The organism is Sphingomonas sp. CFBP 13728 (genome assembly GCF_014841895.1).
In the GTDB taxonomy this organism is placed as follows: domain Bacteria; phylum Pseudomonadota; class Alphaproteobacteria; order Sphingomonadales; family Sphingomonadaceae; genus Sphingomonas.
The window spans coordinates 78,746-99,930 of the sequence record NZ_JACYUS010000004.1; the positions used below are offsets into that span (position 1 = coordinate 78,746).

At 61.7% G+C, this 21,185-nt stretch carries 25 protein-coding genes and 1 pseudogene; 13 read left to right on the plus strand and 13 right to left on the minus strand.

The window, feature by feature from the left end:
- Nucleotides 1-90 precede the first annotated feature (90 nt).
- A complete protein-coding gene (locus tag IFT67_RS16345; RefSeq protein ID WP_132742078.1) occupies nt 91-606 on the plus strand; it encodes a YciE/YciF ferroxidase family protein in 516 nt (171 codons plus the stop codon).
- 65 nt (nt 607-671) lie between these two features.
- Nucleotides 672-938, plus strand: a complete 267-nt coding sequence (locus tag IFT67_RS16350) for a hypothetical protein (protein ID WP_192239239.1) — start codon at nt 672-674, stop codon at nt 936-938.
- A gap of 16 nt (nt 939-954) precedes the next feature.
- On the opposite strand, the gene IFT67_RS16355 is transcribed toward IFT67_RS16350, so the two are convergent.
- Nucleotides 955-1,566, minus strand: a complete 612-nt coding sequence (locus tag IFT67_RS16355; RefSeq protein ID WP_244647450.1) for a hypothetical protein — start codon at nt 1,564-1,566, stop codon at nt 955-957.
- On the opposite strand from IFT67_RS16355, the gene IFT67_RS16360 reads away from it, so the two are divergent.
- Nucleotides 1,538-1,786: a hypothetical protein gene (locus IFT67_RS16360; protein ID WP_192239240.1), complete on the plus strand. Its 249-nt coding sequence runs from the start codon at nt 1,538-1,540 to the stop codon at nt 1,784-1,786. The two genes, IFT67_RS16355 and IFT67_RS16360, sit on opposite strands and share 29 nt — an antisense overlap.
- A 4-nt stretch (nt 1,787-1,790) precedes the next feature.
- Nucleotides 1,791-2,110: pseudogene (locus IFT67_RS20715) on the plus strand (site-specific integrase); the annotation flags it as partial.
- Nucleotides 2,111-2,132: 22 nt separating this feature from the next.
- Here IFT67_RS20715 and IFT67_RS16365 read toward each other — a convergent pair.
- From IFT67_RS16365 to IFT67_RS16385, 5 genes are all read right to left on the minus strand, one after another.
- A complete protein-coding gene (locus tag IFT67_RS16365) occupies nt 2,133-2,534 on the minus strand; it encodes a hypothetical protein (protein ID WP_192239241.1) in 402 nt (133 codons plus the stop codon).
- Between the two features lie 264 nt (nt 2,535-2,798).
- Nucleotides 2,799-3,119, minus strand: a complete 321-nt coding sequence (locus tag IFT67_RS16370; protein ID WP_206757938.1) for a hypothetical protein — start codon at nt 3,117-3,119, stop codon at nt 2,799-2,801.
- A gap of 583 nt (nt 3,120-3,702) precedes the next feature.
- Nucleotides 3,703-4,725, minus strand: coding sequence for a patatin-like phospholipase family protein (locus IFT67_RS20940; RefSeq protein ID WP_192239243.1), 1,023 nt, complete (start codon nt 4,723-4,725; stop codon nt 3,703-3,705).
- Complete coding sequence (locus IFT67_RS16380; RefSeq protein ID WP_192239244.1) at nt 4,722-5,735, minus strand: SDR family oxidoreductase; 1,014 nt, start codon at nt 5,733-5,735, stop codon at nt 4,722-4,724. Before IFT67_RS16380 ends, IFT67_RS20940 begins: the two co-directional genes overlap by 4 nt.
- 5 nt (nt 5,736-5,740) lie before the next feature.
- On the minus strand, nt 5,741-6,406 hold the full coding sequence (locus IFT67_RS16385; RefSeq protein ID WP_192239245.1) for an HAD family hydrolase: 666 nt from the start codon (nt 6,404-6,406) through the stop codon (nt 5,741-5,743).
- A gap of 551 nt (nt 6,407-6,957) precedes the next feature.
- Between IFT67_RS16385 and IFT67_RS16390 the strand changes: the two genes are divergently transcribed.
- The 5 genes from IFT67_RS16390 to IFT67_RS16410 all read left to right on the plus strand — a co-directional run bounded on the left by IFT67_RS16390 (nt 6,958) and on the right by IFT67_RS16410 (nt 11,529).
- The gene (locus tag IFT67_RS16390; RefSeq protein ID WP_192239246.1) at nt 6,958-7,422 is read left to right on the plus strand and encodes a hypothetical protein; all 465 of its coding nucleotides are present in this window, start codon (nt 6,958-6,960) and stop codon (nt 7,420-7,422) included.
- 93 nt (nt 7,423-7,515) lie between these two features.
- The gene (locus tag IFT67_RS16395) at nt 7,516-8,802 is read left to right on the plus strand and encodes a cation:proton antiporter (RefSeq protein WP_244647451.1); all 1,287 of its coding nucleotides are present in this window, start codon (nt 7,516-7,518) and stop codon (nt 8,800-8,802) included.
- A gap of 201 nt (nt 8,803-9,003) precedes the next feature.
- Nucleotides 9,004-9,411, plus strand: a complete 408-nt coding sequence (locus IFT67_RS16400) for a helix-turn-helix domain-containing protein (RefSeq protein ID WP_192239247.1) — start codon at nt 9,004-9,006, stop codon at nt 9,409-9,411.
- A gap of 413 nt (nt 9,412-9,824) precedes the next feature.
- Entirely contained in the window at nt 9,825-10,802 is a 978-nt protein-coding gene (locus tag IFT67_RS16405) for an SDR family oxidoreductase (protein WP_192239248.1), read from the plus strand.
- A gap of 100 nt (nt 10,803-10,902) precedes the next feature.
- Entirely contained in the window at nt 10,903-11,529 is a 627-nt protein-coding gene (locus tag IFT67_RS16410; RefSeq protein WP_192239249.1) for a class I SAM-dependent methyltransferase, read from the plus strand.
- Nucleotides 11,530-11,627: 98 nt separating this feature from the next.
- Here the strand turns inward: IFT67_RS16410 and IFT67_RS16415 are convergent, their stop codons facing one another.
- The gene (locus tag IFT67_RS16415) at nt 11,628-11,993 is read right to left on the minus strand and encodes a DUF4440 domain-containing protein (protein ID WP_192239250.1); all 366 of its coding nucleotides are present in this window, start codon (nt 11,991-11,993) and stop codon (nt 11,628-11,630) included.
- Between the two features lie 236 nt (nt 11,994-12,229).
- On the opposite strand from IFT67_RS16415, the gene IFT67_RS16420 reads away from it, so the two are divergent.
- On the plus strand, nt 12,230-12,754 hold the full coding sequence (locus IFT67_RS16420) for a DUF937 domain-containing protein (protein WP_192239251.1): 525 nt from the start codon (nt 12,230-12,232) through the stop codon (nt 12,752-12,754).
- Nucleotides 12,755-13,163: 409 nt separating this feature from the next.
- Here IFT67_RS16420 and IFT67_RS16425 read toward each other — a convergent pair whose 3' ends face one another.
- Nucleotides 13,164-13,574, minus strand: coding sequence for a DUF3597 family protein (locus IFT67_RS16425; protein WP_192239252.1), 411 nt, complete (start codon nt 13,572-13,574; stop codon nt 13,164-13,166).
- A gap of 153 nt (nt 13,575-13,727) precedes the next feature.
- On the opposite strand from IFT67_RS16425, the gene IFT67_RS16430 reads away from it, so the two are divergent.
- The gene (locus IFT67_RS16430) at nt 13,728-14,318 is read left to right on the plus strand and encodes a DUF4142 domain-containing protein (RefSeq protein ID WP_192239253.1); all 591 of its coding nucleotides are present in this window, start codon (nt 13,728-13,730) and stop codon (nt 14,316-14,318) included.
- A 290-nt stretch (nt 14,319-14,608) separates the two neighbouring features.
- Here the strand turns inward: IFT67_RS16430 and IFT67_RS16435 are convergent, their stop codons facing one another.
- The 3 genes from IFT67_RS16435 to IFT67_RS16445 all read right to left on the minus strand — a co-directional run bounded on the left by IFT67_RS16435 (nt 14,609) and on the right by IFT67_RS16445 (nt 17,421).
- Nucleotides 14,609-16,243 (minus strand): methyl-accepting chemotaxis protein, encoded by a 1,635-nt coding sequence (locus IFT67_RS16435; RefSeq protein WP_192239254.1) that lies wholly within the window; start codon nt 16,241-16,243, stop codon nt 14,609-14,611.
- Nucleotides 16,240-16,554, minus strand: a complete 315-nt coding sequence (locus IFT67_RS16440; protein ID WP_244647452.1) for a hypothetical protein — start codon at nt 16,552-16,554, stop codon at nt 16,240-16,242. Before IFT67_RS16440 ends, IFT67_RS16435 begins: the two co-directional genes overlap by 4 nt.
- Nucleotides 16,555-17,088: 534 nt before the next feature.
- On the minus strand, nt 17,089-17,421 hold the full coding sequence (locus IFT67_RS16445; RefSeq protein WP_192239255.1) for a hypothetical protein: 333 nt from the start codon (nt 17,419-17,421) through the stop codon (nt 17,089-17,091).
- Nucleotides 17,422-17,538: 117 nt separating this feature from the next.
- Here IFT67_RS16445 and IFT67_RS16450 point away from each other — a divergent pair, with 117 nt between their 5' ends.
- Together IFT67_RS16450 and IFT67_RS16455 are read left to right on the plus strand one after the other, a co-directional pair.
- Nucleotides 17,539-18,624, plus strand: a complete 1,086-nt coding sequence (locus tag IFT67_RS16450; RefSeq protein WP_192239256.1) for a type IV toxin-antitoxin system AbiEi family antitoxin — start codon at nt 17,539-17,541, stop codon at nt 18,622-18,624.
- On the plus strand, nt 18,624-19,529 hold the full coding sequence (locus IFT67_RS16455; RefSeq protein ID WP_192239257.1) for a nucleotidyl transferase AbiEii/AbiGii toxin family protein: 906 nt from the start codon (nt 18,624-18,626) through the stop codon (nt 19,527-19,529). Before IFT67_RS16450 ends, IFT67_RS16455 begins: the two co-directional genes overlap by 1 nt.
- A gap of 705 nt (nt 19,530-20,234) precedes the next feature.
- On the opposite strand, the gene IFT67_RS16460 is transcribed toward IFT67_RS16455, so the two are convergent.
- Both IFT67_RS16460 and IFT67_RS16465 read right to left on the minus strand, forming a co-directional pair.
- Entirely contained in the window at nt 20,235-20,534 is a 300-nt protein-coding gene (locus IFT67_RS16460; RefSeq protein ID WP_197978529.1) for an I78 family peptidase inhibitor, read from the minus strand.
- A gap of 249 nt (nt 20,535-20,783) precedes the next feature.
- The gene (locus tag IFT67_RS16465) at nt 20,784-21,173 is read right to left on the minus strand and encodes a barstar family protein (protein ID WP_192239258.1); all 390 of its coding nucleotides are present in this window, start codon (nt 21,171-21,173) and stop codon (nt 20,784-20,786) included.
- Nucleotides 21,174-21,185 lie beyond the last annotated feature (12 nt).

The following is a 21,185-nucleotide window of genomic DNA, read 5'->3' on the forward strand; positions in this document are numbered from 1 at the left end:
AAACCGAACGAAACTTACCCCGGAGTCGGCGCGTTGCGGCGGTGCCGAAGCAGTTTGCTTCGCGGTTATCCGCTCAGCGAGGACACTATCATGGGCCTGTTTTCCAAAGACATCGTGACGTTCGACGACCTGTTCCTGCATCAGCTGCAGGACGTTTATTACGCGGAAAACCAGATCACCAAGGCCTTGCCGAAGATGGCCGACAAGGCAACCGCGCCAGCGCTGAAGCAGGGTTTCGAAACCCATCTGCGTGAGACGGAAGGGCAGATCACGCGCCTCGAGAGCATCTTCGACCTGCTCGGCGAGAAGGCAAAGGCAGTGACCTGCCCGGCGATCGACGGCATCATCAAGGAAGCCAACGAAGTCGCCGGCGAGATCGAGGACAAGGCCGTGCTCGATGCCGCGCTGATCGCGTCGGCACAAGCTGTCGAGCATTACGAGATCACGCGGTACGGCACGTTAATCGCTTGGGCGAACCAGCTCGGCCGCGCCGATATCGCAGCGATCCTGAAAGAGACGCTCGACGAGGAATATGCGACCGACGACAAGCTGACGGCGATGGCAACGTCGAGCGTAAACGCCAAGGCGGAAGCGGTCACCGCATAAGCGTTTCGGTGTCGGGGGGCCGATGCCCCCCGACCACTTTTCAGCTTCCATGAAAGGCACATTCGATGGCCGATGATATCGCATTCACGCTTCCCGAAGCCTTGCGTGCCCAAAAGCATATGCGCGATGCGCTAGGCTTGGGCGAAGAACGGTTCCCGGTGCCCGCCTTCATCAACATGGTGAGCGACGAGATCGAGCAGTTGCGCGACGCCGGCAGGACCGATGGCGAAATCGCCATGCTCGTCGAAGAATCGAGCGGTCATGCGCTCACCGAAGCGGATATCGCGCGCTACTATACGTCAGCCGAAGACCGGCACTCCAACGAGCATTAAAACCGTCTCTACCAGGTCAGCGGTTGCGCCCCTTGTCGGGGGCAGGGGGCACGGATTTACTCTCCTGAGCGTGACTGCCGACGTCCGCGTCGAGCGTCGAACCGGTTCTGATACTGTCTGCGATACGCTGGCGCGCAGCTTCCCCTTGTGCGGTAACGCTGCGCGCGCTGTCGCCGCGGTCCCGCGCTAACTGCATTGCCGCATCGACGATCGTCTGTGCGGGTGCGAGGCGCGGATCGGCAAGATTTTTCTCGGGCGCGTTCTTAAGGAACAGGGCGGCAAGCCGCTCCTGCCCGGGGGAACGGCCCTGCGGCAAGATCAGTCGTTCAAGTGAGCGTACCGCGCGCTGCAGTTGCGAGGACTGCTGGGCGTTGATCTGGACGCCAAGCGCAGCGCCGATCTCGCGGACACGCTCGAGCGGCGTCTGCTTGGGACCGATGACGGCATCGACCTGCCGTATCCCGAGATAGGTCAAAAGGTGCGACTGATACACCGGGCCTTTGGGATGCCGGACATAGGCTAGCTCGGTGCGCGCATGCGCTATCGCTGCCGATGACGACGTGATCGCTGCTCGGTTGATAATAGGGTTGCGAACCGTGATGCTTGAGCGTGACAGCGACGCGACCAAAGAGCGTGTCCAGTTCTGCGTCCCGCTCGTCGGGATTGGTGGCAGCGATGATCGCTGCCGGGGCTGGATATTTCGCGTCGATGCCGTCGATCTGCTCGGCATTGAAGACCGTGTAGCGCTTGAGAAACGCGACCTGCTTTTTACCGTCCTCGCCCTGCTCTCGCCCCGGATCGGCCTTCTCATTGCGAACCTCGATCTTGTTGGCATAGAACACGATTGAACCGGCACGCACCGTCTACACCGTGGGGACCACGTCGCTGAGCCGGCAGGGCGTCAACGGGATCTATCCGCGGGTGGCGCTCAGCGCCTTCGATCAAGGGCTGGTCGAGATGCCAATTGCGAGGTTGAGGAGGCTGCAAGGGCGCTATCGAGCCACTCGCTGCGGGTAGGGCTGACGCAGGATCTGTTTGCGGCCGGGGAGGACGGCGTTGGCATTGCACAGGCGCTGCGATGGTCTTCGCCGTCGACCGCGTTGCGCTACGGGCGCAAGCTCACCGCCAGAAGCAATGTTGCCGCACGCGTGTTGTCAAAGATCAGAGGCTGATAACCGCCTCACTCGGTGGTCCTTATGGCACGGACAGCGGTCCCGGCAGCTGCCGAGGGAACCAAGTCAGAAGGGCGTCCGACAGCGCCGTAGCGACAACAGAGGGGGCGCCCTTTCGTGTGCCGCTTGGGCGCACCGTGGTCGCCTGTCCTGTCCACACGACGTGACTATCGCGGCGCAGCGACACGGTTACCTTGAGACGGGTCACGATCAGGCCGTGCAACTGTTCCTTCCCCAAGGGCAAAGTCAGCGACAGGCCCCCAAGTCCGGCCGCCATGCCCGGCCGATCCGATCGGTCGTTGCGCGACTGGACAACGCCGCGCTGGGTCTGCGACACCTCAACCTTGGCAAGGTAAAGGCTGTGGTTCGCGTCGGGCAGGGGCAGGAAAGGCGTTCGAAGGAGGGTTCGCTGAACGGCGTCCATGAACGTTTTCGTGATAGCGGGAGACGTGGGCGGGCTATCGGCAGCAACGATCGCTATCGTGCCAGGCTTCACGACGGAATCAGCAACTGGCGATTGCACTAGCGCTGCGGCCGCGGCGAAAAGGAGAACGTACATCTGACAGGCGCCGATCAATTACTGGGGCGAGGGGTGCTAACGGCATCGCGTCGACCCTCCGCGTTGGAGGTGGTGATGAACCGTGATCGAATGCCGGTCGTGATCGCGACCTGCCGTTCCGACAGCCCTCTACCCGAGCTTCTCGGCGTGTCGATCAGCCCATTCCTTCCCCTCATCGCCTCCCCATAGGAGCCAAGCGATGTAGCCCGCGGACGGATCAGTGTCCGATCCCCACTCATGCGTTTTCCCGTCTTTGTCGACCTTGTGACGCGCAAAGTAGCTGTGCATCGACTTTACATCGTCAGCGGTCACATCGTCCTGCGCTGCTAGTTGCCCGGCACGACGAACCCCAACGTCCGTACCGCCTCGACCGAAATCGTCGCGCAACTTTAGCCCCTTCTTCGCGTTGGCGGCCATTTTTGCAGTTGGTTTGAACGTATCGGGCATCATGCTCTCCCTGTGGCAATGTTCAAAACGCCTAGTTTTCGGAACATATCCGTGAGGGTGGATCTGCTAAATTGCCGTCTGCTCCCTCCAGGTAATGCTGGATGATTGGCGCATGGAAGGGCAACCGAGTTTGTTGGCATCGTCTCCGCGCAGCGAACAATCGGCAATAATGGACAGGATGGTTACGAGAGGCGGCAGATAGGGGATTTATGATACCGCTTTGCTGATGGGATCGACACTGCTGGCACGATTGCGAACTCGTCCAGCACATCATGGCCGCCGAGGCGGAGATGGGGCGCGATCTCGTGCGTGAACGAACAATTGAAGTCTTGACCGTTGCACGTTGGAAGGGGGGCGGTGGCCATAAGATCGTGATGGCGCCTGAGCGAATTCAAGTTGCCCGACAGTTTTTGGCCTCAGGAATTAGGGCGCGGGGACATTGCGCCCGCGATTGGCGTGTCGATCGCTACGCTATATCGGTACGTTCCGGCCTCAGAGCGGGAAAGCCATTGGCGTATAGGCAAGCGCGCACGTAGCGCAAAATGTGTTCAATAACGTCTGAACTACCGAGGGACGTGGCTAGCGCTCAGAGTTGCACGACGTTGAAACCTAGGACCCCGATCGATACTGTCTCGGACTGCACACCTTCTACCGCCAGCATGCCGGCGCGATAGCCGGCCGACCAACGCTGTTCGACCGTAGGCCCTGAAAAATCCAGCGCTTTACCTGCGACTTCTTCATCCTGCTCGGAGTAGGCGAGGCGAACAAGCGACAGCGTAATGCCCTCACGCCCGGTATAGGCGGCCTTCCAACGGGCTATCGATCGGCGAGTCTGAGCGGCAAAGATCAGATCCTGCATACGACTGGCTGTTTCGCCTAACGTCGCAGGCTTGGTGCCGTTAAGCGGCAACAAGTCAACCGCGATGCATAGCGTCGCACGGGGCGGTGGGTCGCTAAGAACGGGATCAAGTGGAAGGTTCGCTGACAGGCCGCCATCAACCAGCCAGCGACCGTCGATCTCCACAGGTGGGAAGGCGACCGGCAGCGCGGCGCTGGCGCGAATGTGATCAGAGCGTATTTGAATAGCGGCACTGTCGAACACGACGTCGTCGCCGGTTTCGAGGTCGACCGCCGTGGCGGTGTAGCGGCATGGCCCGGCGTTGAGGCGATCGAAGTCGACCAGCGTTTCCAGCGTCGTAGCGAGCTGATTGGTTTCGAAGATCGACGGCTGGTTGTCGCTCCAAGGCGTCAAGGCGGATAGCATGGGTCCGAAGATACCGGGCCGACCCAGCGTTGCGGCCCAGCCTACCGCGCTCGTCCGCCGGCTGGTTTCGAGTGCACTCAGCCACGGGGGCGTCATGGCACCGGACGGGGCGGGTCGCCAGAACGTCCGCAATGTCTCTATCCGGCGATCAGGAGCGGACCCGGCGATCAGTGCTCCATTGATGGCACCGATCGATGCGCCGATGATCCAGTCGGGTTGAAGGCCGTGCTCGTGCAGCGCTTCGTAGACCCCGGCTTCGAACGCACCAAGCGCATTGCCGCCGCTGAGAACGAGAACGACATTGAAGGCACGGACAGTCTCCTCCTGATCGGGGGCTGGCGTCACTCACGGGTCTCCTTTGGCCGGCTAACCGCGATAGCGATACCGGCTCCAAGAACGCCGAGCACAAGAAAGGCCGGGTGAAGTTTCTGTGCCTGCAACACGGTGCTCGATTTGCGCGCGCGGACGTCCTGGCTTCCGCGCAACGCATCGACGCGCGGCACATAGAGGTTGTCGCGGCGGGTCGGTTCGCCAGGATCTTCCGGCTTCTGCTGTGCGACCGTGCCGACCAGTTCCATGATCCTGTCGCTCAACCGCGGTGCGGCGCGCGAAAGGAACGAGGACAACAGGCCCCCGCCACCTGCATACAGCGTTCGCCGCGGGGTCTCGCACGCGAACAGCACCGCGTCGGCGACGACTGAGGGCGCATAAAGTGGCGGTGGCAAGCGTGGTGGCTGGTCCATGAAGTTGCGCGCATGCTCTGGGAATGGCGTGTCGATCGCGCCGGGCTTGATCAGCGTAACCGAGATGCCGGCCTTCTCCTGCTCAAGCTCCATCCGCAGCGTATCGTTCAGCGCCTGGACTGCGTGCTTCGTCGCGCAATACGGCCCCTGCTCGACGATCGCGCGATCGCTGAGGATCGAACCGACGTTGATTATGGCCCCGCCGCGTCGGCGCAGATGCCGCGCGGCGACGAGCGATCCGTGCAGCACGCCAAAATAATTGACGTCGAAAACACGGCGGTGATCGGCGACGGGTACCTGCTCAAGCGTACCATACGTGCCCGTGCCGGCATTGTTGACCCAGCTGTCGAACCCACCGAACGCCTCGATCGCGACAGCGGCAATACGCTCGACTGCTGCCATGTCGCTTACGTCGGCAACGCAGATCGCGATGCGTCCGCCCTCGGCCGATAGGCGATCACGAAGTGCCTCCAGCGCTGCCTCGTTACGCGCGGTCGCAACGACGGCTGCACCACGTTGGACGGCCTCCTCGACGATAGCGAGGCCGTTACCGCTGGTTGCGCCGGTTACGACAATGATTTGGTCGCGCAGGGGTTTCAGTGTGATGGCCATGTCGTTCAGCGTCCCAGTGGTGAAGTTGAGTAGCCAGCGAGCAAGGCGGCTACGTCGTCATAGATCGCGATCGCGCCTGCCGCGTGCAGTTGGTCGTCCCTGAACTTGCCCGATCGCACCGCGACCGCCGATATCCCGCACTTGACCGCGGCCTCGATATCGTAGGGCGTGTCGCCGACCACGATCACCTCGGCGGGATCGGTTCCCGATAGCTTCTTCAGTGCGGTCGCGAAGATGTCTGGCGCGGGCTTGGTCTTCTCGACGTCGTCGCTGCTCGTTGTCGCAGCGATCAATGCGCGAGCGTCGAGCAGGTCGATATAGGCTTCCAATTCTGCTTCGGAGGCCGACGATGCCAGTACGACCTGCTGCCCGAGGCCATGCGCGTGCGCCAACAGGTCGTGTGCCTGCGCGAACGGCTTGGCAGTCTCCAGGTACTTTGCCTTGAAGATCGCACCGTGCGTGTCGCCGAGCTTTTCCTGCTGAGCCTCGTCCGCGTCGGGCAGCAGCGTCGGAACCAGCATGTCGGTCCCCTTGCCGATCTGGTCGTGGATCATCTGTCGGTCGAATGACGCGCCGACGGTGGCGAACGCCTCCTCCCACGCCAGGACGTGCATGTCGTTGGTGTCGACCAGCGTACCGTCGATGTCGAAGAGAATGGCTTTGATTTGCATAATGTTTCCCCGGAACTGATCTCGTGCATACGCGTCCAAGCACTCACGTGCCGAAAAAGCCGCGATATTTGAGCGATTTTCGCGATGTGCGACAGGGGCCTAACGGTCCATCGTTCGGTTCGGGGCCGCATGCGACCAAATCTACCTTGCGACGAACTTGCAAACGGCGACCATTCGTAGAAACGGGCGGACAACCTGACGTAAAAACTCCGGAAGCGTAACACCCATTACAAACGGACAAATCGGTAAGTCTCTGCGATATTGTGCATTATGGCCTCCGTGCAGGAAGTCACACTTGAGCCGTGAATTAACAGGCATCAATACAAAATATAAGCGCTTCGGGATCGTGCTCACGCAGGAACGATGTTGTTCCATGGATCGCTATGCTCTCACAAACAACGCAGGTTTAGGCCGAGGCAGTCAGGGAATATGATCGCTCCAAACAGCTTAGCAGTTTCATCAAGCACATGCCGAGGCCTGACCGTCCCTACCTGGTCTGATCCGATTGATCGATGGGTTGGGGATTCCGTCACATTCAAAAGGACATACTGATGAGTGACAAGGTTCAGACACCCGTTCCCGGCAACCCTGCGAGCAAGGGCGCCCCGGACGGCGTATCGGACTCGCCGCGCGGCAACGGTGGCGCCGAGGTCCACGGTCGCAGCGAGGGAGGCGAAAGTGGCGGTGGGGCCTATCCCAACCCGCATGCCGGCAAGACCGAGACGAACACAGGCTTTATGGCGCACGGTGGCCAGACTAACATTGCCTATCACGGCGGTGGGCAGGCGGGCGAAGACGGTGGAAATGCCGGTAACGGTGTTGCAGGCTCGGGCGGCGGTGACGGCACGACTATCGCTGCGGACCCTGATGCGGACCGCGTACCCCATGAAGTCGCAGCCGAAGGTAGCAAGATCAACGTCGTCGAGACGTCGGGCATCGCCGAAGCCGAGGCTAGTGGGAAGATCGGTACCGATGCCGATTACGAGGAGGAGCAGAAGCAGCCCGGCGCCGGCTGAGGTTGGCCTATCGCTCACCGCCATTGCTTCTTCTTCGAACTAACATGCGTGCCTTCCTGCGACGAAGTCTCGTTCCCCCTGGATAGACCCGTCATGATCGCTGCATTGCCCGACCCCTACATCCTCATGCTCACCGGCTTCGGCCTGCTTACCGCGCTGGTCGTCTGGTTACCGCTGGCGCTTCGTAAGCTACCGCTATCGTTGCCGATCGTCTGTATCGCGCTTGGCGCTGCGTTGTTCTCGTTGCCGCAGGTCACGCTCAGGCCGCTGCCGCTTCTTTACCCTGAGATCACCGAACGCTTCACCGAGTTCGTCGTGATCATCGCGCTGATGGGGGCCGGCCTGAAGATCGACCGGATGTTCAGGTGGCGGGACTGGGCGGTTACCTGGCGGCTGTTGGCGATCACGATGCCGCTGGGCATTCTCGCTATCACGGCGGTGACGGCATGGGGAATGGGACTGCCATGGGCGATCGCTTTGCTGCTTGCTGCCAGCCTGGCACCAACGGATCCTGTTCTGGCGGCGGACATTCAGGTCGGGCCGCCCAAGAGCGAAGACGAAGACGAGGTACGGTTTGGGCTGACGTCCGAAGCCGGCCTCAATGATGGCTTCGCGTTTCCGTTCGTCCATCTTGCTATCATGCTGGCAGCCGCAACCGCAGCCGGGAGCAGCAAGCCGTGGCTGGGTGAGTGGCTGACGTACCGCGTCTTATGGGAAGTCGGCGCCGGCGTCGGCGCTGGCTGGCTGATTGGCCGCGCCTTTGGCTGGCTGACCTTCCATGTACCCGCGCAGACCAAGCTTGCGCAGACCGGTGACGGCTTGATTGCGCTTGCTGCGACGTGCATCTCCTACGGCGTTACGGAAATCATCCACTGCTACGGTTTCCTGGCCGTGTTCGTCACGGCACTGACATTTAGAGGGACGCACCGAACGCACGACTTTCATCACGACATGCACGATGTCACCGAGCAGATCGAACGGCTCGCAATGATGGTGTTGCTGCTGCTGTTTGGCGGCGCGTTGGTCAGCGGGCTCCTGAATTCGGTATCGTTGACGGACGCGCTAATTGCGCTGGTGATCCTGCTGATCATTCGCCCAATTACCGGCCTGATCGGCTTGGCCGGCCACCGGGCTGACCGCTCGGAAAAACTGACGCTCGCCTTCTTCGGCATCCGCGGCGTTGGATCGATCTATTACCTGGCCTATGGTTTGAACCACATTCACGTCGATGCGGCCGAACGCCTGTGGGGCCTTCTCGGACTGGTCGTGCTGTTTTCGATCGTTCTGCACGGCTTCACCGTGACGCCAATCATGCGTTTGCTCGATCAGCAACACGGCCGGGATCCGGACAAGGATGCGCCGCCCGCCGTGGGGGCTTGAAGCAACTCCGTATCAGGGACCGTATCAAACTGGCGTGTAGCGTACGAACGGTGATCGCAGGTCACATGCGGGAGTCGCGTAGACGGACAAAGGGTGATCGAGACGGACCGACCAAATCATACATAGTCAGTTGATCCCACGACATATTTTCTATGCCGTTTTTCTCTAAACGGGGAATGATGTTGTGTCCCAGCGTCGAACGTGAGCGTTATCAAGCCAACAGGAATCGCCATCGCAGCAGCCGGGGGTCCAAAGATGTTGGAAAATGATCGTTCGGCTTCCCTGACGGCCGCAATGTTGGAGTTTCGCCGCTTTCGGTTGAATGTGCTGCCTGCAGAGTTGTTCTCCGAGCCTGCATGGGACCTGTTACTCGAACTGTATGTCGCAGATGCCGAGGGACGTCGCCTTACGGCCAGGCAGGTCTGCGAGCGGTCCAAGATTCCGCCGGTCGTAATGTCGCGATGGCTTCAACACTTGTCTCAGGCGGGGTTCGTGATCGGTGACGGTACTGGAGATATTGATGATATCCTCACTTTGTCCGCGGCCATGCTGGCAAGAATGGAAGAGATGATGGACCATGCCGGAAAGCTGCAACTCGCTGTAAGCTGAAGATGGTCGCAGCAAAGCGCCTTTACCTTTAAGCGGCGTTACGGCCCTCAAGGCGAGCCCGAAGGCACTTGAGCGCCGTTGCGACATGCGCAGCAACCAAAGGCTCCTGATGCCGATCCAGCATTTCTAACAGGCCTGATAACTGGGCCTGGGCTCCGATCCACCCGCAAGGCGGTGGTGGTGACCCAACTCGCGAAGCGCAGCTCAGATCTTTGAACGATGGCCCCAAGGAGCCGCATACCAATCCGAACTGATCATCCTGGGATCACTTTCAAAGAACATCGCGCGGTCTCGGGGGACACCCCGGCGCTTCCGAGACGTTGAGTGTCTATGCATGATGATAGGAAAGTTCGGCTGACGCGACCGCGTTGTCTTCCCGTAAGTGTAGAGGCAGCCGCCTTGAGCATCGTCCGATGAGCGCTGATCGTAACCTGGCCGGGCGCCGCGTGGTAATCACCGGTGCATCGAGCGGTATCGGCGCGGCAACGGCGATGGCTTTCGCAAAGGCGGGAGCGCGGCTTGTCCTAGGGTCTCGCGGCAAGGACGGGCTGGACGACGTCGCGCAGCGCTGCGTCGAAGCTGGCGGCAGCGCAATCGTCCGACCGGTAGATTGCACCGACGCAGACGCGGTGGCCGCATTCGCTGCCGAGGCGCGCGATCTGCTCGGTGGCATTGACCTGTGGTTCAGCTGTGAAGGCGTCGGTGTGCTTGGCCGGTACGAAGACGTCCCGATCGCGGATCACGCCCGTGTCGTCGATGTGAACCTCGTCGCCCACATGAACGACGTCCATGCCGTACTGCCGATCTTCCTCGCGCAGGATCACGGCACTTGGGTAAACATGATTTCGGCGGGAGGTTTCGTCGCCACGCCTTATGCCGCGGCGTATTCGGCGAGCAAGTTCGGGTTGCGCGGGTTCAGCGCGGCGTTGCGCGGCGAGGTGTCGAAGCGCCCGCATATTCACATATGCGACGTCTGCCCGACCTTCGTCGATACGCCCGGCGTGGACCATGCTGGTAACTATACCGGCGCCCGGCTTTCGCTTCCCCCCGGTTCGCTCGCACCGGAGACGGTGGCGAAGGCAGTCGTGCGGCTTGCCACGCACCCTCGTAACCTTACCGCCGTCGGCGCACCGGCAATCGCATTCAAACTTGGCGAGTTCGCGGCGCCGAACCTGCTGGCGGCGATCATGAGCGGTTTCCTCGACACCTGGTCAGCCCGCGCGCCCAACGGCGACGACAGCGATGGGGTATTGTTCGAACCTGGCGTCCCCGCCGGTCCGGATGGTGGCCGACGCGATCCCCACCGGGGGCGCAAGCTGGCAGCCGCGGCTGGCGGCATGGCCGTTCTCGGCCTTGCGGGGGTCGGTGTCTGGCTCGGCCGTCGCCGATGATTGAGGACGATCGCTATCTCGCGGTGCGCCCCTGGATACGGTTCCCAACGGACGCTGTGGGCGAGGATACTGGGGGCTTGGCATTGCAGGGGCTTACCGCATGACTGAAGCGATCGAATTGGGACTGCCGGCGCGAGCCTTCGACCGTCAGGATGATGGCGACGACCGTGGCTTCTACGCACCCCCGCGTTTAGTCACGCACATTGACGAGGCAGCTGTCGGCGCACTGACCAGCCTGTACCGCGATTCGATCCCCGCTGGCGGGCGGGTGCTCGACCTCATGTCGAGCTGGGTCAGCCACCTGCCGGACGACGTCGCCTATGCCGAAGTCGTCGGCCACGGCATGAACGCAGAGGAACTCGCGGCCAATCCGCGCCTCGATCGCTGGTTCGTCCAGAACCTGAACGATGTGCCTGACTTGTCCGAAGAGGACGCGCGCTACGATGCCGTACTGATCTGTGTCGGCGTTCAATATCTGCAACACCCCCTGGCGGTACTGCGCGAGGTTCGTCGTGTGCTGAAGCCGGGAGGCCGCGTCATCATAAGCTTCTCAAACCGCTGCTTCCCGACCAAGGCCGTGGCGGTCTGGCGCGCTCTCGACACGCAGGGCCACGCATCGCTTGTCCGCCATTATTTGGAAACAGCAGGGTTCCGCGATGCCACGGCTTCCCTACTCGCCGACGGTCGCCTGGGCGATCCATTGGTCGCGATAACCGGTCGCAGTTGACGCTGTCGGGATCACACCAGCAATGAGGGCGCTGACTCCCGGTTCAGCACCGTCGCGCCTGTTACAGGTATGTATCAGGCGCAACGGCAACCCAGCGGTCAGGCTTCGACGCTGGCGGTCAAGGGTGGTGTCTGCTGATGTTGGACGACCAGCCAATCGTCGTGTCCCCGCATCCGCAAAGTCGAGGTGCAATGTGCCTCGTACGTCTCGTCGCCGCTCGCGCAGCGCGCGGTGTACGCAACGACGATGAGGCCCTCTTGAGGTCGTGACACTCGTCGATCCGATAGCTCGACCGTATCCCAATCGGGCGTAGCTTTGACCGCATCCTTCGCTTCCTGCCCCTGGAAGACATAAGGCGGACGGGGCAAGACCATGACGATCTCCTCGTCGATCCGGTCCTGGTAATGCTCGTCGCTGGCATCCCATAGGCTGCCTTCGAATTCCCACACGCGCTGGTCGTCCATGCCGTCTCTCCTTCATGGCTCAAGCGCGAGAGTATGGGGGAGGGTTCCGGTGTCTCGGCACCATCGCGTCAAGATCTACCGACGGATAAGACGTTTTGGCGCCCGTACGCCGGAACTCCCTGACTAACATTGCGCAGACAGCGCATGCCTACCGATCCATTGTCATAGTTCGATCGAAGTGCCCGGACCTATAGGTCGCAGCATCTGTTGGTACCCCTAACAACAAGGAAGCCGACATGAATCTCAATGACCTGCTGCCTGATGGTGGCATCGATGCACTCGCCGCCCAACTAGGCATACCGCGTGAGCAAGCCCAGCGCGGCGCCGAGGCGCTGCTGCCGTCGGTTCTGGGCGGCATGGGGAATAACACGACGCAGTTAGACGCCCATGTGAACACGCTTGGCGGCGCAGACCTTGCTGCGAACGTGTTGGGCAACGAGCCGACGCAGATCGATCGCGGTAATCAAATCCTCGGCGGTATCTTCGGGTCGAAGGACGGCAGTCGTGAGGTCGCCGACAACGCGGCGCAGAGCAGCGGCCTGGCGCCCGAGCTTCTGAAGCAGATGCTGCCGATCCTGGTCATGCTGGTGGCAGGCCATCTGACAGGGCGCTCAGGCGGGCAGCAGGGTGGCCTTGGCGGGATCCTTGGATCTGTACTCGGCAGCCTGGGTGGCGCTGGAGTCGCAGGCGCTGCGCCCGGGGGCGGTCTTGGCAGCGGACTGGGGGGCATTCTTGGTTCGGTCTTCGGCGAGCGGCGATAGAGCCGTCCGGACATAAGATCGTCCTGCTCGATCAAACCGGTCGACTTGAGGTCCACGAACATCCCGTCGCCACGCGGCTACGGCACGGCGATACCATCGATGGCATGACTGGGGAGCGCATGTGATGCGAAGACGAGGAAACAAGCGAGCCGGTCCTGTGGCAATTGTCATCTTCGTGATGATCGTGGCACTCGTCGTCACGATCTGCTGGCTTGCCGCACGTGGCTTTCAGAAAGAGCCGAATGGACCACCGCGTGGTAGTCAAACGCTGCCAGCACAAGCAGCGCAGGGAACCGTCGCTGGGACGCCTCCGAACGCTAGTCCAACTCGCTAAATTGAGGGCGGCTAAGCCAGCAGTCTGAGACCGGAGGGGACCGCATAGGATGCGGTCCCCTCCGGATCGGCCGAGTTAGTTCCGCAAGCTGTCTGGAACGATGCCGCCGTTATCGGCAAGCTTTCGCATCACAGCCTTGTGAAGGGCGATGTTCTGCTCGGCCGAGCCGTCGGCTGCTGCATGGACATTCAGCTCGGCAGCAAGTTCCTTGCGAGCGGTCAGACTGGAATCCAGGTCCAGCAGCTTCAAAAGATCGACGATCGAGCTCTGGTAGTTGCCGCCGCCATCTTTCATTGATGCCATCTCGCTGAGGACCGCACCGACGTCGACGGACTGCTGAGGCGCTGCTGGGGCGGGCTGGGCGGTAGCGGTCGGCGCGGCTTGTGGTACAGCCTGTGGCGCAGCGGCAGGAGCCTGAGCCGGCGCAGCGGCTGGCGCGGCCTTGTGGTGGAAAACCTTGTTCATGATCGTGCTGAAGATGCTCATAGCCGTGTCCCGATAAGGCCGGCAGCTGTGCCGGCAGACGGCTAGAACGAACGCGCGTTACGATCGGTCCGAAGCTCGTTGCTGGGGCGGAACGGTCCAATCAGGGCACGCGTTTAGCGGGCAGCGGCAATATGCGAGCAGATGGAGAGTATGATGAACTTCAAGACCCTGGCACTGGTATCGGCAGCGGCCCTGTCATTGGCCGCATGCGGCAAGAAGGCCGACGATACGACCGCCGTCGATAACAGCACCTACGCCAACACGACTGCCACGGACGTGAATGCAGCCGGTTCCAATGATGCCATGGCAGCACCGGCCTCAGGTGGGCAGGCTTTCGTCAACATGGCGGCTGCAAGCGATGCGTTCGAGATCGAGACCTCGAAGCTGGCCACAACCAACGGCGCATCTACTGCGGTAAAGAAGTTCGCTGGCCAGATGATCACCGCACATGAGGGGTCGACTGCAAAGCTGAAGGCGTTGACGGCAACGCTGTCGCCAGCTTTGACGCCCAACCCAGCGCTGAGTGCTGAGCAGCAGCAGAAGCTTGCTGATCTGAAAACCAAGCAGGGCACTGATTTCGACACCGCGTACGCAGCGGCCCAGGTCGCCGGGCATCAGCAGACGCTCGATACGCTCAAGGGATATGCTGCAACCGGCGACGTGTCGCAGTTGAAGACGTTTGCGTCGGGATTGGCACCGACGGTTGCGGCGCATCTCAACATGGCGAAATCGCTCAAGTCCTGAGTTCGGGTCTAAGACGATGAAGTATGAAGTCGAGAGGTGCACCAGTGCACTTCTCGGCTTTCCAGGAACGTCACGTTGCCGATTGACGTGGGAGGCTCGGTTTGAAGATGTTGTCCAGAGCGGGCTGATCGTTGTTGGCAAGTTCTGTTATGGACGTCTCGATCTTGGCGAGGCGTTCAACTCCGCGATCACGACGATTAGAGATCCGCTTCATTTTGTCCTAAGTATACATTCTCCTACCAGGGGCGTAGCAAGGCGGGCTCGCCAAGGAGATGGGACCGACTTGGCACCTACGCTGTTGCCGCATCGTCCGATTGAAGGAACGAGACAAACAGATCGGTCGACGATCGTAAATGCCGCGCGCTGGCTGCCAGATCGCTGGCGCTGCCCCGTACCGACGCCGACAAGAGCGCGGCAGATCCTGCCGCTTCCGCCACGCCGTCAATCCGGGTGCCGATCTCGTCCGCCGCGCCGACCGCGCGCGCTGCACCCGCATCTACCTCATGTGCCGTGAAGCGCTGCTCGCCGACTGCGGTTGCGATCCCCGATGCCGCGACCGAAACCTGACCGATCGCAGTATTGACGCTACGCAGTTTCTCGCCCGTGTCCGCGACGCCCTCGCGGATGCCGGCAAGCAGAGTGCTGATCCGGTTGCTCGCACGCTTGGTGTCCGCCGACAGGACCTTCACTTCGCCAGCGACCACTGCGAACCCGCGCCCCGCGTCGCCCGCCCGCGCTGCCTCGATCGTAGCGTTCAGGGCGAGCAGATTGGTCTTGTTCGCCAGGTCACGGATGTCGTCTAGAAAGACTTCGATCTGGACCGCATGATCCTCAAGCATCGCTACCGTCTGCACGCTGCGTTGCGCTTCCAGGCTCGCCACCTCGGTCAACTCCGATTGCCGGTCGGCCGCGATCGCGATCGTTCGGATCGATTCGGACAGGTCGCGGATCGACGACGCGACATGCGCTATGTCGCGTGCTGCTCGACCCGCGCCCGATGCCGCCTCAACCGCATCCTGGGTCGCGCCGCCGGTGACATCTTCGAGCCGCACTGCTGCATGCTCCAGTCGTTCGGTCGCCTGGCCAATGCTCTTCACCACGGACGTCACCGAATGATCGAACTCGTTCGCCAGGACTACCAGCTCGCCGCGCCGCTCGCTCGCGATCCGCGCCGCCTGCTCCTCGCGCTGTTGGCGTTCGCGCGCCGCCGCTGCCTCCGCTGCACGCGCCTGAAGCATTGCCTCCTCGGTTCGCCGCTGGCCGTCCTCTGCCAACTCGGTCAACTCGCGAGACCGCCGCAACGCTGCACTCTGCGATTGGAACAGCCGCTCGAGCTGGATCGTCAGCACCGTTAATGCGCCGAATTGCAAGCCAACCGCCACGACATGAAAGATCACCCGGCCGAGATTGCCGGTGCCGGTAAAGACGAATTCCGGGGCCCACCATTCGAGGGCAAGATGATGGATTGCGGTCAGCACCGTCGCTAGCGCAATCGGCCGCCAGTCCGCCAACATTACCAGCGCCGCCATTCCGACGAAGAAGTACATGTGTGCATCCATCTGCCACGGATGCCCCTTGAGCAGGAAGACGAGCATTGCCGGTATCACCGCCGCAAGTGATCCCATCAGGGTCCGGGCCTCGATATCGTAGCGACCGCGGAGCGCCATCACGGTCGGCCCCGCCGTGATGGTGGTGCCGATTACCAGCAGCGGAACGCCTGCGCCCGCATCCAGTACGGCGTTACCTATCAGCAGCCCCCCCAACGAGGTCCAGCCGATCAACGCGCACGCTTGGACGGCGCGACGCCGTAGCCGGTCAAGCGGGTTAAGTCCGGCATCATCCCCGACTTTGCCGGTAGCTCCAAGCTTTACTCCGAAACCCAACCGGGAAAACGCTGGCTTCAGCAGCGAGATGGTTCGGTTCATGCTCGCTTTCCAGCACCGCCATCAACGCCGCACCCCGCGGGCGGAGCGGCCATGATGACGACATTCCACGCGACCCGGGGGGCGATGCGGGCACGATCGCCAACGATGACCAGCGATCCCGGAAATGGCCCGGTCCCAAGCAATGCCGCACCGCCCGCCAGCGCACCCTGCACTGCTGCTCCGCTATCCTGACCGAGTGGCACCACCAGCATCGAACCCGATGCTGGTGGCCACATCGTCAACACCACGAGCCCAAACGTCGCAGTAGCGATCTGGGCAGGGATCAGCATCCAGCTTGGCAGGAATTTCATATGCTTACCTACGCACCGCCTGGTTAATGCAAAGTAAGTTCGCCATCCATGATCGCCCCCGATCTGGTCTCGACAAGATCCAAATTGGTGGCCCAAGCAGGGGGTATCGCAGAGGATCGACCTGTTTGATCCGAGACTAACAGCGGACAGGTTGGTTTGCGGTCGGACAGTTTCAGCTAACAACGACACCGCGTGGATTTGAGCCTTGGTGGGGTTTTAGATTTCCCGGTGTCGGTTAAGGGTTGCGTTATGAACCTTTCACAGACCGAGGCATACCGTAGCGCTGCAGCCCACGAACGTTCGGAAGCGGAGCGGTCCGTACTTCCCCTTGTTCGAGAACGTCATTTGCGATCGGCAGAAGCTTGGGATGCGATGGCCACTCAGGGTGAAATGACTGAGCGCTTGGCGCAGGCGAATGCCGAGAACCGGATCAAACAACCTTATCAGCGACGGTCGTCAACTGAAGGTACGTAGGCCAGGCTTGTCGTATCGTCACCGGCACGGCTCCCCGCATCGGCACCGCTGCGTTATCAGCTAGCCGGCCTCTTCCAGCGCCTCGATCAGCGTCGCGAGGCGATCGATGCCAGCCTCCCCGATGCGATATTCTTCCAGCGCATCAATGAAAACGGTGGTGCCCTGCGGACGGTGGCGGCCACCACTGACGAACTGGCGGGCCGTGACCGGCTGGATGCCGGCCGCTTCTGCTTCGCGCTGGAACGCCGTGGACTTGCCGCTGCCTGGCTCCCCAAGCAGAACGTAGCGCGGCCGATCACGCAGGTCGCTCAAGCGAAAGCGTTGTGGCGTGCTCGATTCTCTTGCAGGAACCTGCCGGTCGATGTCGGCCTTGGGTTTCGGCTTTCGGTTCACTCGTTTTCGCTCGTATTGCTGTAAATGATATGCCTGCTAGGCGATTATCGCCGTACAGCGAATATATGCAATTCGGCAGATATTCGCTACGGATGCCATATTCACTGGACATCGAATATGACGGCTGAGGCGAACGAAGAAGAACTGCTGGAGCGCTTGATCGACGCGATCCGCGCCGTGCCCTATGCTCGTGCTAGGCTCACGCACCGTCAAATGCCGCTCGACCAACGCCGGCGTATCGACGGGATCGTCGAAGCAGAGATCGGCGGACGTCCGATCGAACTGATTGTCGAGGCCAAGCGCCACGCCTTCCCGCGCGATGTGCGCGAGACGATTTACCAGCTTCGCAACTATCTCGCCCACTACTCGTCAGGCCCGACCGAGGTGATCCCCTTTTTCGTGGCCCGCGCTATCTCGCCGGGTGCGCGCGAGCTGCTGCGCCATGAGGAGATCGGCTTCTACGATCTCGGTGGCACGCTCTACATTCCCGCCAAGCACGCTTTCGTCCACATCGACCGGCCCGCTCCGCGCAAGAAGAGCAAGAGCTTCGACTCGATCTTCCAGGGTCAGAAAGCGCGGGTCATGCTCTATGTGTTCGAGAACCGCCGCGATTGGCTGAGCGTTAAGCGCATCGCCGAAGAGGCCGAGGTTTCGGCGGCGACCGCGTCTGAAACGCTGAGCGAGATGGAGCGGCGCGAGTGGGTAGAGGCGGAAGGTGCAGGGCCTGTCAAGACGCGCCGGCTGCGTGAGCCCAAAGGCCTGGTCGATGCTTGGGCGCACTATGTGGCGAACCAGAAGGCGCGGGGAATCGAGCGCTTCTACGTCACCTCGGCCGACGTGAACGATCTCATGCACAAGCTTGATCACGCGTGCGGCGAGGCGGACGCGGCCTATGCGGTGACCGGCGAGGCTGCCGCGCAGGTCTACGCGCCCTATCTTTCAACGATTTCGCAGGTCCGGTGCCGTATCATCCCCGGCCCGCGCCGCAACGACGCGCTCGACCGCTTGCGGGCTCGCCCCGTCAGCGAGGGCTGGAACCTAGCGCTAGTTGAGACCAACGCGCGTGGCGACGTCACCGTCGGCGAGCGGATCGACGACGTCAGCTTCGCTCCACCTCTTCAGGTCTACCTCGACCTGCTGCAGGGCTCGGGCCGTGCCAAGGAGATGGCCGCCCACCTTCGCAGCGAGAGGCTTGAGAACTGATGGCTAAGCCGCAAACTATCGACGGCTATGAAGCCGCGGTGACCGAGGCCTGCGAGCGCGTTCTCGTCACGCTGCTGCGCGGCCTCGGGCCATGGAAGGACTGTGTCTACCTCGTCGGCGGGCTGGCGCCGCGTTACCTGATCACGGCACGGCCGCCGAAGGTTCCGCCTCACGCGGGCACCGGGGATGTCGACGTAGTGGTCGACATAGCCATTCTCACCGACACAGAAGCCTATCGCACGCTCGAAGAAAATCTAAAGGCGATGCGCTTCGAGCGTGCGGAAAATGACGCGGGCAAGAAGCAATCGTGGCGCTGGAAAGCCGAAGTCGAGCGCGGCACGACCATGGTGCTCGAGTTCCTCGCTGATGCGCCCGAACTCAGCGGTGGCCGCGTCACCGAGCTGCCAACCGAAGGCAATGTCACCGCGATCAACATTCCGCATGCCTCAATGGTTTTCGACCTGCATGGGACGACCGAGATCACGGCGGAGCTTTTGAGCGAGCGCGGACGCGCGACAGAGCTAGTCCGCTATGCTGACATCGTGAGCTTCACCTGCCTTAAGGCCTTCGCCTACGATCAGCGGTCCGAGCCAAAGGACGCACATGATCTGGTCTACTGCGTGGAGCATTATGAGGGTGGCCTCGATGCGGTCCACGCGGCGTTCCGGGCGGCACTCGATGGCAAACATGCCGATGTCATCCGCTTGGCGCTAACACGGCTTGCCGCCCGCTTCATCGATCCCAAACCGGAGGAGAGCTATCGGCGCGACGGTCCCGTCGCTTACGCCCTATTTGAGGGTGCGGCCGGCAGCGACGATGATGAGGAACTTCGCAACGCTCGCATCCTGCGCCAGCGCCGCGCGGCGGACCTTATGAGCTCGTTCCTCCTGCCGCTAGTGGGCTGAGTTGACGCCACTGAGATCAGGGACCTGATAAACTCGGATCGAGGTTGCGTGTTCATCAGCGGCTGCAACGTCATACCGCAAAGCGCGAACTACGCGATTGGCTGTTAGGCCATCGCATCGCGCGGGTGAACGCATTCTACTGCTTCACACACCCGACACTTGAAAGCTGCCGTTCCGCTAACGATCCGGTTCCAGCCGTCCTAGCAGCACATGAACCAACGACCGGTTTCGGGGAACGTTCAAGTCGTCGTGAACGTCGGCTTCTGGGTCGTGATCGCTCGCAAACCGATCAGTGGCCAGGATGCATCTTTCACGGACGATCAACGCGCGCCCTGAAATTTGAACGTAAAGCGGTAGGGAAAGGGCTTGTTGTTCCATCGGGCTAATCATCCGGGCGGCGTCGCCGCCACAAGTGTAAGAGTGCCATCAGCGACTTTAACGGGAATGGCGAGCGTCAGGTCGAGCTGTCTGGACCACCCCCCTCCCAGCACAGTTGCCCGCACGATCAAGCGCCCTGCCCAAACGCAATCTGCGTCGATGGAACAGCGACTGTCTTCAATGACCTTGTCCGTCCGGATCCTCTGGCCGTTGACGGAGCCGACCTGTCCCAACCGCACCGGACCCTCGACCGGAAGGTTCGGTCCGCAGCCTGCGAGTAGCGGTAGGACCGCCGCGAGAAAGGGCGCTTTCATCCTGGTTCAGCGCTCAACCACAGGACGCGGAGACCACCCGTCCCTCGGCGACCGTCAAGGTGACGCGCTCAACGCGGAAGTCCCTGGTCGTCGGGTCGCCGGGTGCGATTCGCCGGACGATCGTACCGCCGGTTTTGCTAAGGACGGTGGCGTCGTCAGGTGCGACCTGGCCCACGAGCGCCGCGGCAGCATCGGCGCTGCAGGTCGCGGCTCCGGCGCGATTACCTGCCACGGTGGAGGCGCAGGCGCCGAGCCCCAGAAACACGCTCAGCAGGCTTATCCTGATCATCCTCATCGCCGTATCTCCGTTCATAACGACTGACCTCGCGGATAGCAGGCCGAACCTGAACGATAGACGATATCGGCGGCGCATAGCCTTGATCACGCGGCGAAGGTCGCGATGTTCCAGCGGGAGAACCGGCGCTTGCCGATCAATTTGGCAATCGACAGCGATTTTGGCGCGTCGCGCACGCCTCGGCTAGGGCACAGTGCTCATCGCGATCACAGCCATAAGCGAACGCCAAGTGACCTGATCCGCTCCACCTCACTCGAACGCTCTCCATCAAGCGGCCACAAGTTCGATGTTTTGATGATCGCCGATGATTCTAATGACGATCTCGAAATAGGTTTGTCCCGTGCCGCGGTCGAGTGCGTGCAGCTGGCGGCCAATCGCGTCCACGTTAAAGAGGTCTGGCCGCTGCAACTTCTCAGCTAGGAACGCCCGGGTCGTTCCGACGCCAAGAGCGGACCTACTTACTGCAATGTCATGCCAGACGATACGGACCGGCTGCCGCCCCTTGATCGCGCCGTAGCCGCCATAAAGCAGGTCGTTCAACGCATCGAGGCTGTCGCCCAATCGCCAGTCTTCTTCCGCCATGAAGACCCGGTTGATCTCGGCGTAGAAGGTCGAAATATCGTCGATATTCCGACCGATGAGGCTCAACGTTTTCATCACTGCAGATCT

What these genes read in the sequence shown, in the direction of transcription:
- IFT67_RS16345 (WP_132742078.1), top strand. Translation starts at nt 91, where the DNA reads ATGGGCCTGTTTTCCAAAGACATCGTGACGTTCGACGACCTGTTCCTG.
- IFT67_RS16350 (WP_192239239.1), top strand. Translation starts at nt 672, where the DNA reads ATGGCCGATGATATCGCATTCACGCTTCCCGAAGCCTTGCGTGCCCAA.
- IFT67_RS16360 (WP_192239240.1), top strand. Translation starts at nt 1,538, where the DNA reads ATGCTTGAGCGTGACAGCGACGCGACCAAAGAGCGTGTCCAGTTCTGC.
- IFT67_RS16365 (WP_192239241.1), bottom strand. Translation starts at nt 2,534, where the DNA reads ATGGACGCCGTTCAGCGAACCCTCCTTCGAACGCCTTTCCTGCCCCTG.
- IFT67_RS16370 (WP_206757938.1), bottom strand. Translation starts at nt 3,119, where the DNA reads ATGATGCCCGATACGTTCAAACCAACTGCAAAAATGGCCGCCAACGCG.
- IFT67_RS16380 (WP_192239244.1), bottom strand. Translation starts at nt 5,735, where the DNA reads ATGGCCATCACACTGAAACCCCTGCGCGACCAAATCATTGTCGTAACC.
- IFT67_RS16385 (WP_192239245.1), bottom strand. Translation starts at nt 6,406, where the DNA reads ATGCAAATCAAAGCCATTCTCTTCGACATCGACGGTACGCTGGTCGAC.
- IFT67_RS16390 (WP_192239246.1), top strand. Translation starts at nt 6,958, where the DNA reads ATGAGTGACAAGGTTCAGACACCCGTTCCCGGCAACCCTGCGAGCAAG.
- IFT67_RS16395 (WP_244647451.1), top strand. Translation starts at nt 7,516, where the DNA reads ATGATCGCTGCATTGCCCGACCCCTACATCCTCATGCTCACCGGCTTC.
- IFT67_RS16405 (WP_192239248.1), top strand. Translation starts at nt 9,825, where the DNA reads ATGAGCGCTGATCGTAACCTGGCCGGGCGCCGCGTGGTAATCACCGGT.
- IFT67_RS16410 (WP_192239249.1), top strand. Translation starts at nt 10,903, where the DNA reads ATGACTGAAGCGATCGAATTGGGACTGCCGGCGCGAGCCTTCGACCGT.
- IFT67_RS16415 (WP_192239250.1), bottom strand. Translation starts at nt 11,993, where the DNA reads ATGGACGACCAGCGCGTGTGGGAATTCGAAGGCAGCCTATGGGATGCC.
- IFT67_RS16420 (WP_192239251.1), top strand. Translation starts at nt 12,230, where the DNA reads ATGAATCTCAATGACCTGCTGCCTGATGGTGGCATCGATGCACTCGCC.
- IFT67_RS16425 (WP_192239252.1), bottom strand. Translation starts at nt 13,574, where the DNA reads ATGAGCATCTTCAGCACGATCATGAACAAGGTTTTCCACCACAAGGCC.
- IFT67_RS16430 (WP_192239253.1), top strand. Translation starts at nt 13,728, where the DNA reads ATGAACTTCAAGACCCTGGCACTGGTATCGGCAGCGGCCCTGTCATTG.
- IFT67_RS16435 (WP_192239254.1), bottom strand. Translation starts at nt 16,243, where the DNA reads ATGAACCGAACCATCTCGCTGCTGAAGCCAGCGTTTTCCCGGTTGGGT.
- IFT67_RS16440 (WP_244647452.1), bottom strand. Translation starts at nt 16,554, where the DNA reads ATGAAATTCCTGCCAAGCTGGATGCTGATCCCTGCCCAGATCGCTACT.
- IFT67_RS16450 (WP_192239256.1), top strand. Translation starts at nt 17,539, where the DNA reads ATGACGGCTGAGGCGAACGAAGAAGAACTGCTGGAGCGCTTGATCGAC.
- IFT67_RS16455 (WP_192239257.1), top strand. Translation starts at nt 18,624, where the DNA reads ATGGCTAAGCCGCAAACTATCGACGGCTATGAAGCCGCGGTGACCGAG.
- IFT67_RS16460 (WP_197978529.1), bottom strand. Translation starts at nt 20,534, where the DNA reads ATGAACGGAGATACGGCGATGAGGATGATCAGGATAAGCCTGCTGAGC.
- IFT67_RS16465 (WP_192239258.1), bottom strand. Translation starts at nt 21,173, where the DNA reads ATGAAAACGTTGAGCCTCATCGGTCGGAATATCGACGATATTTCGACC.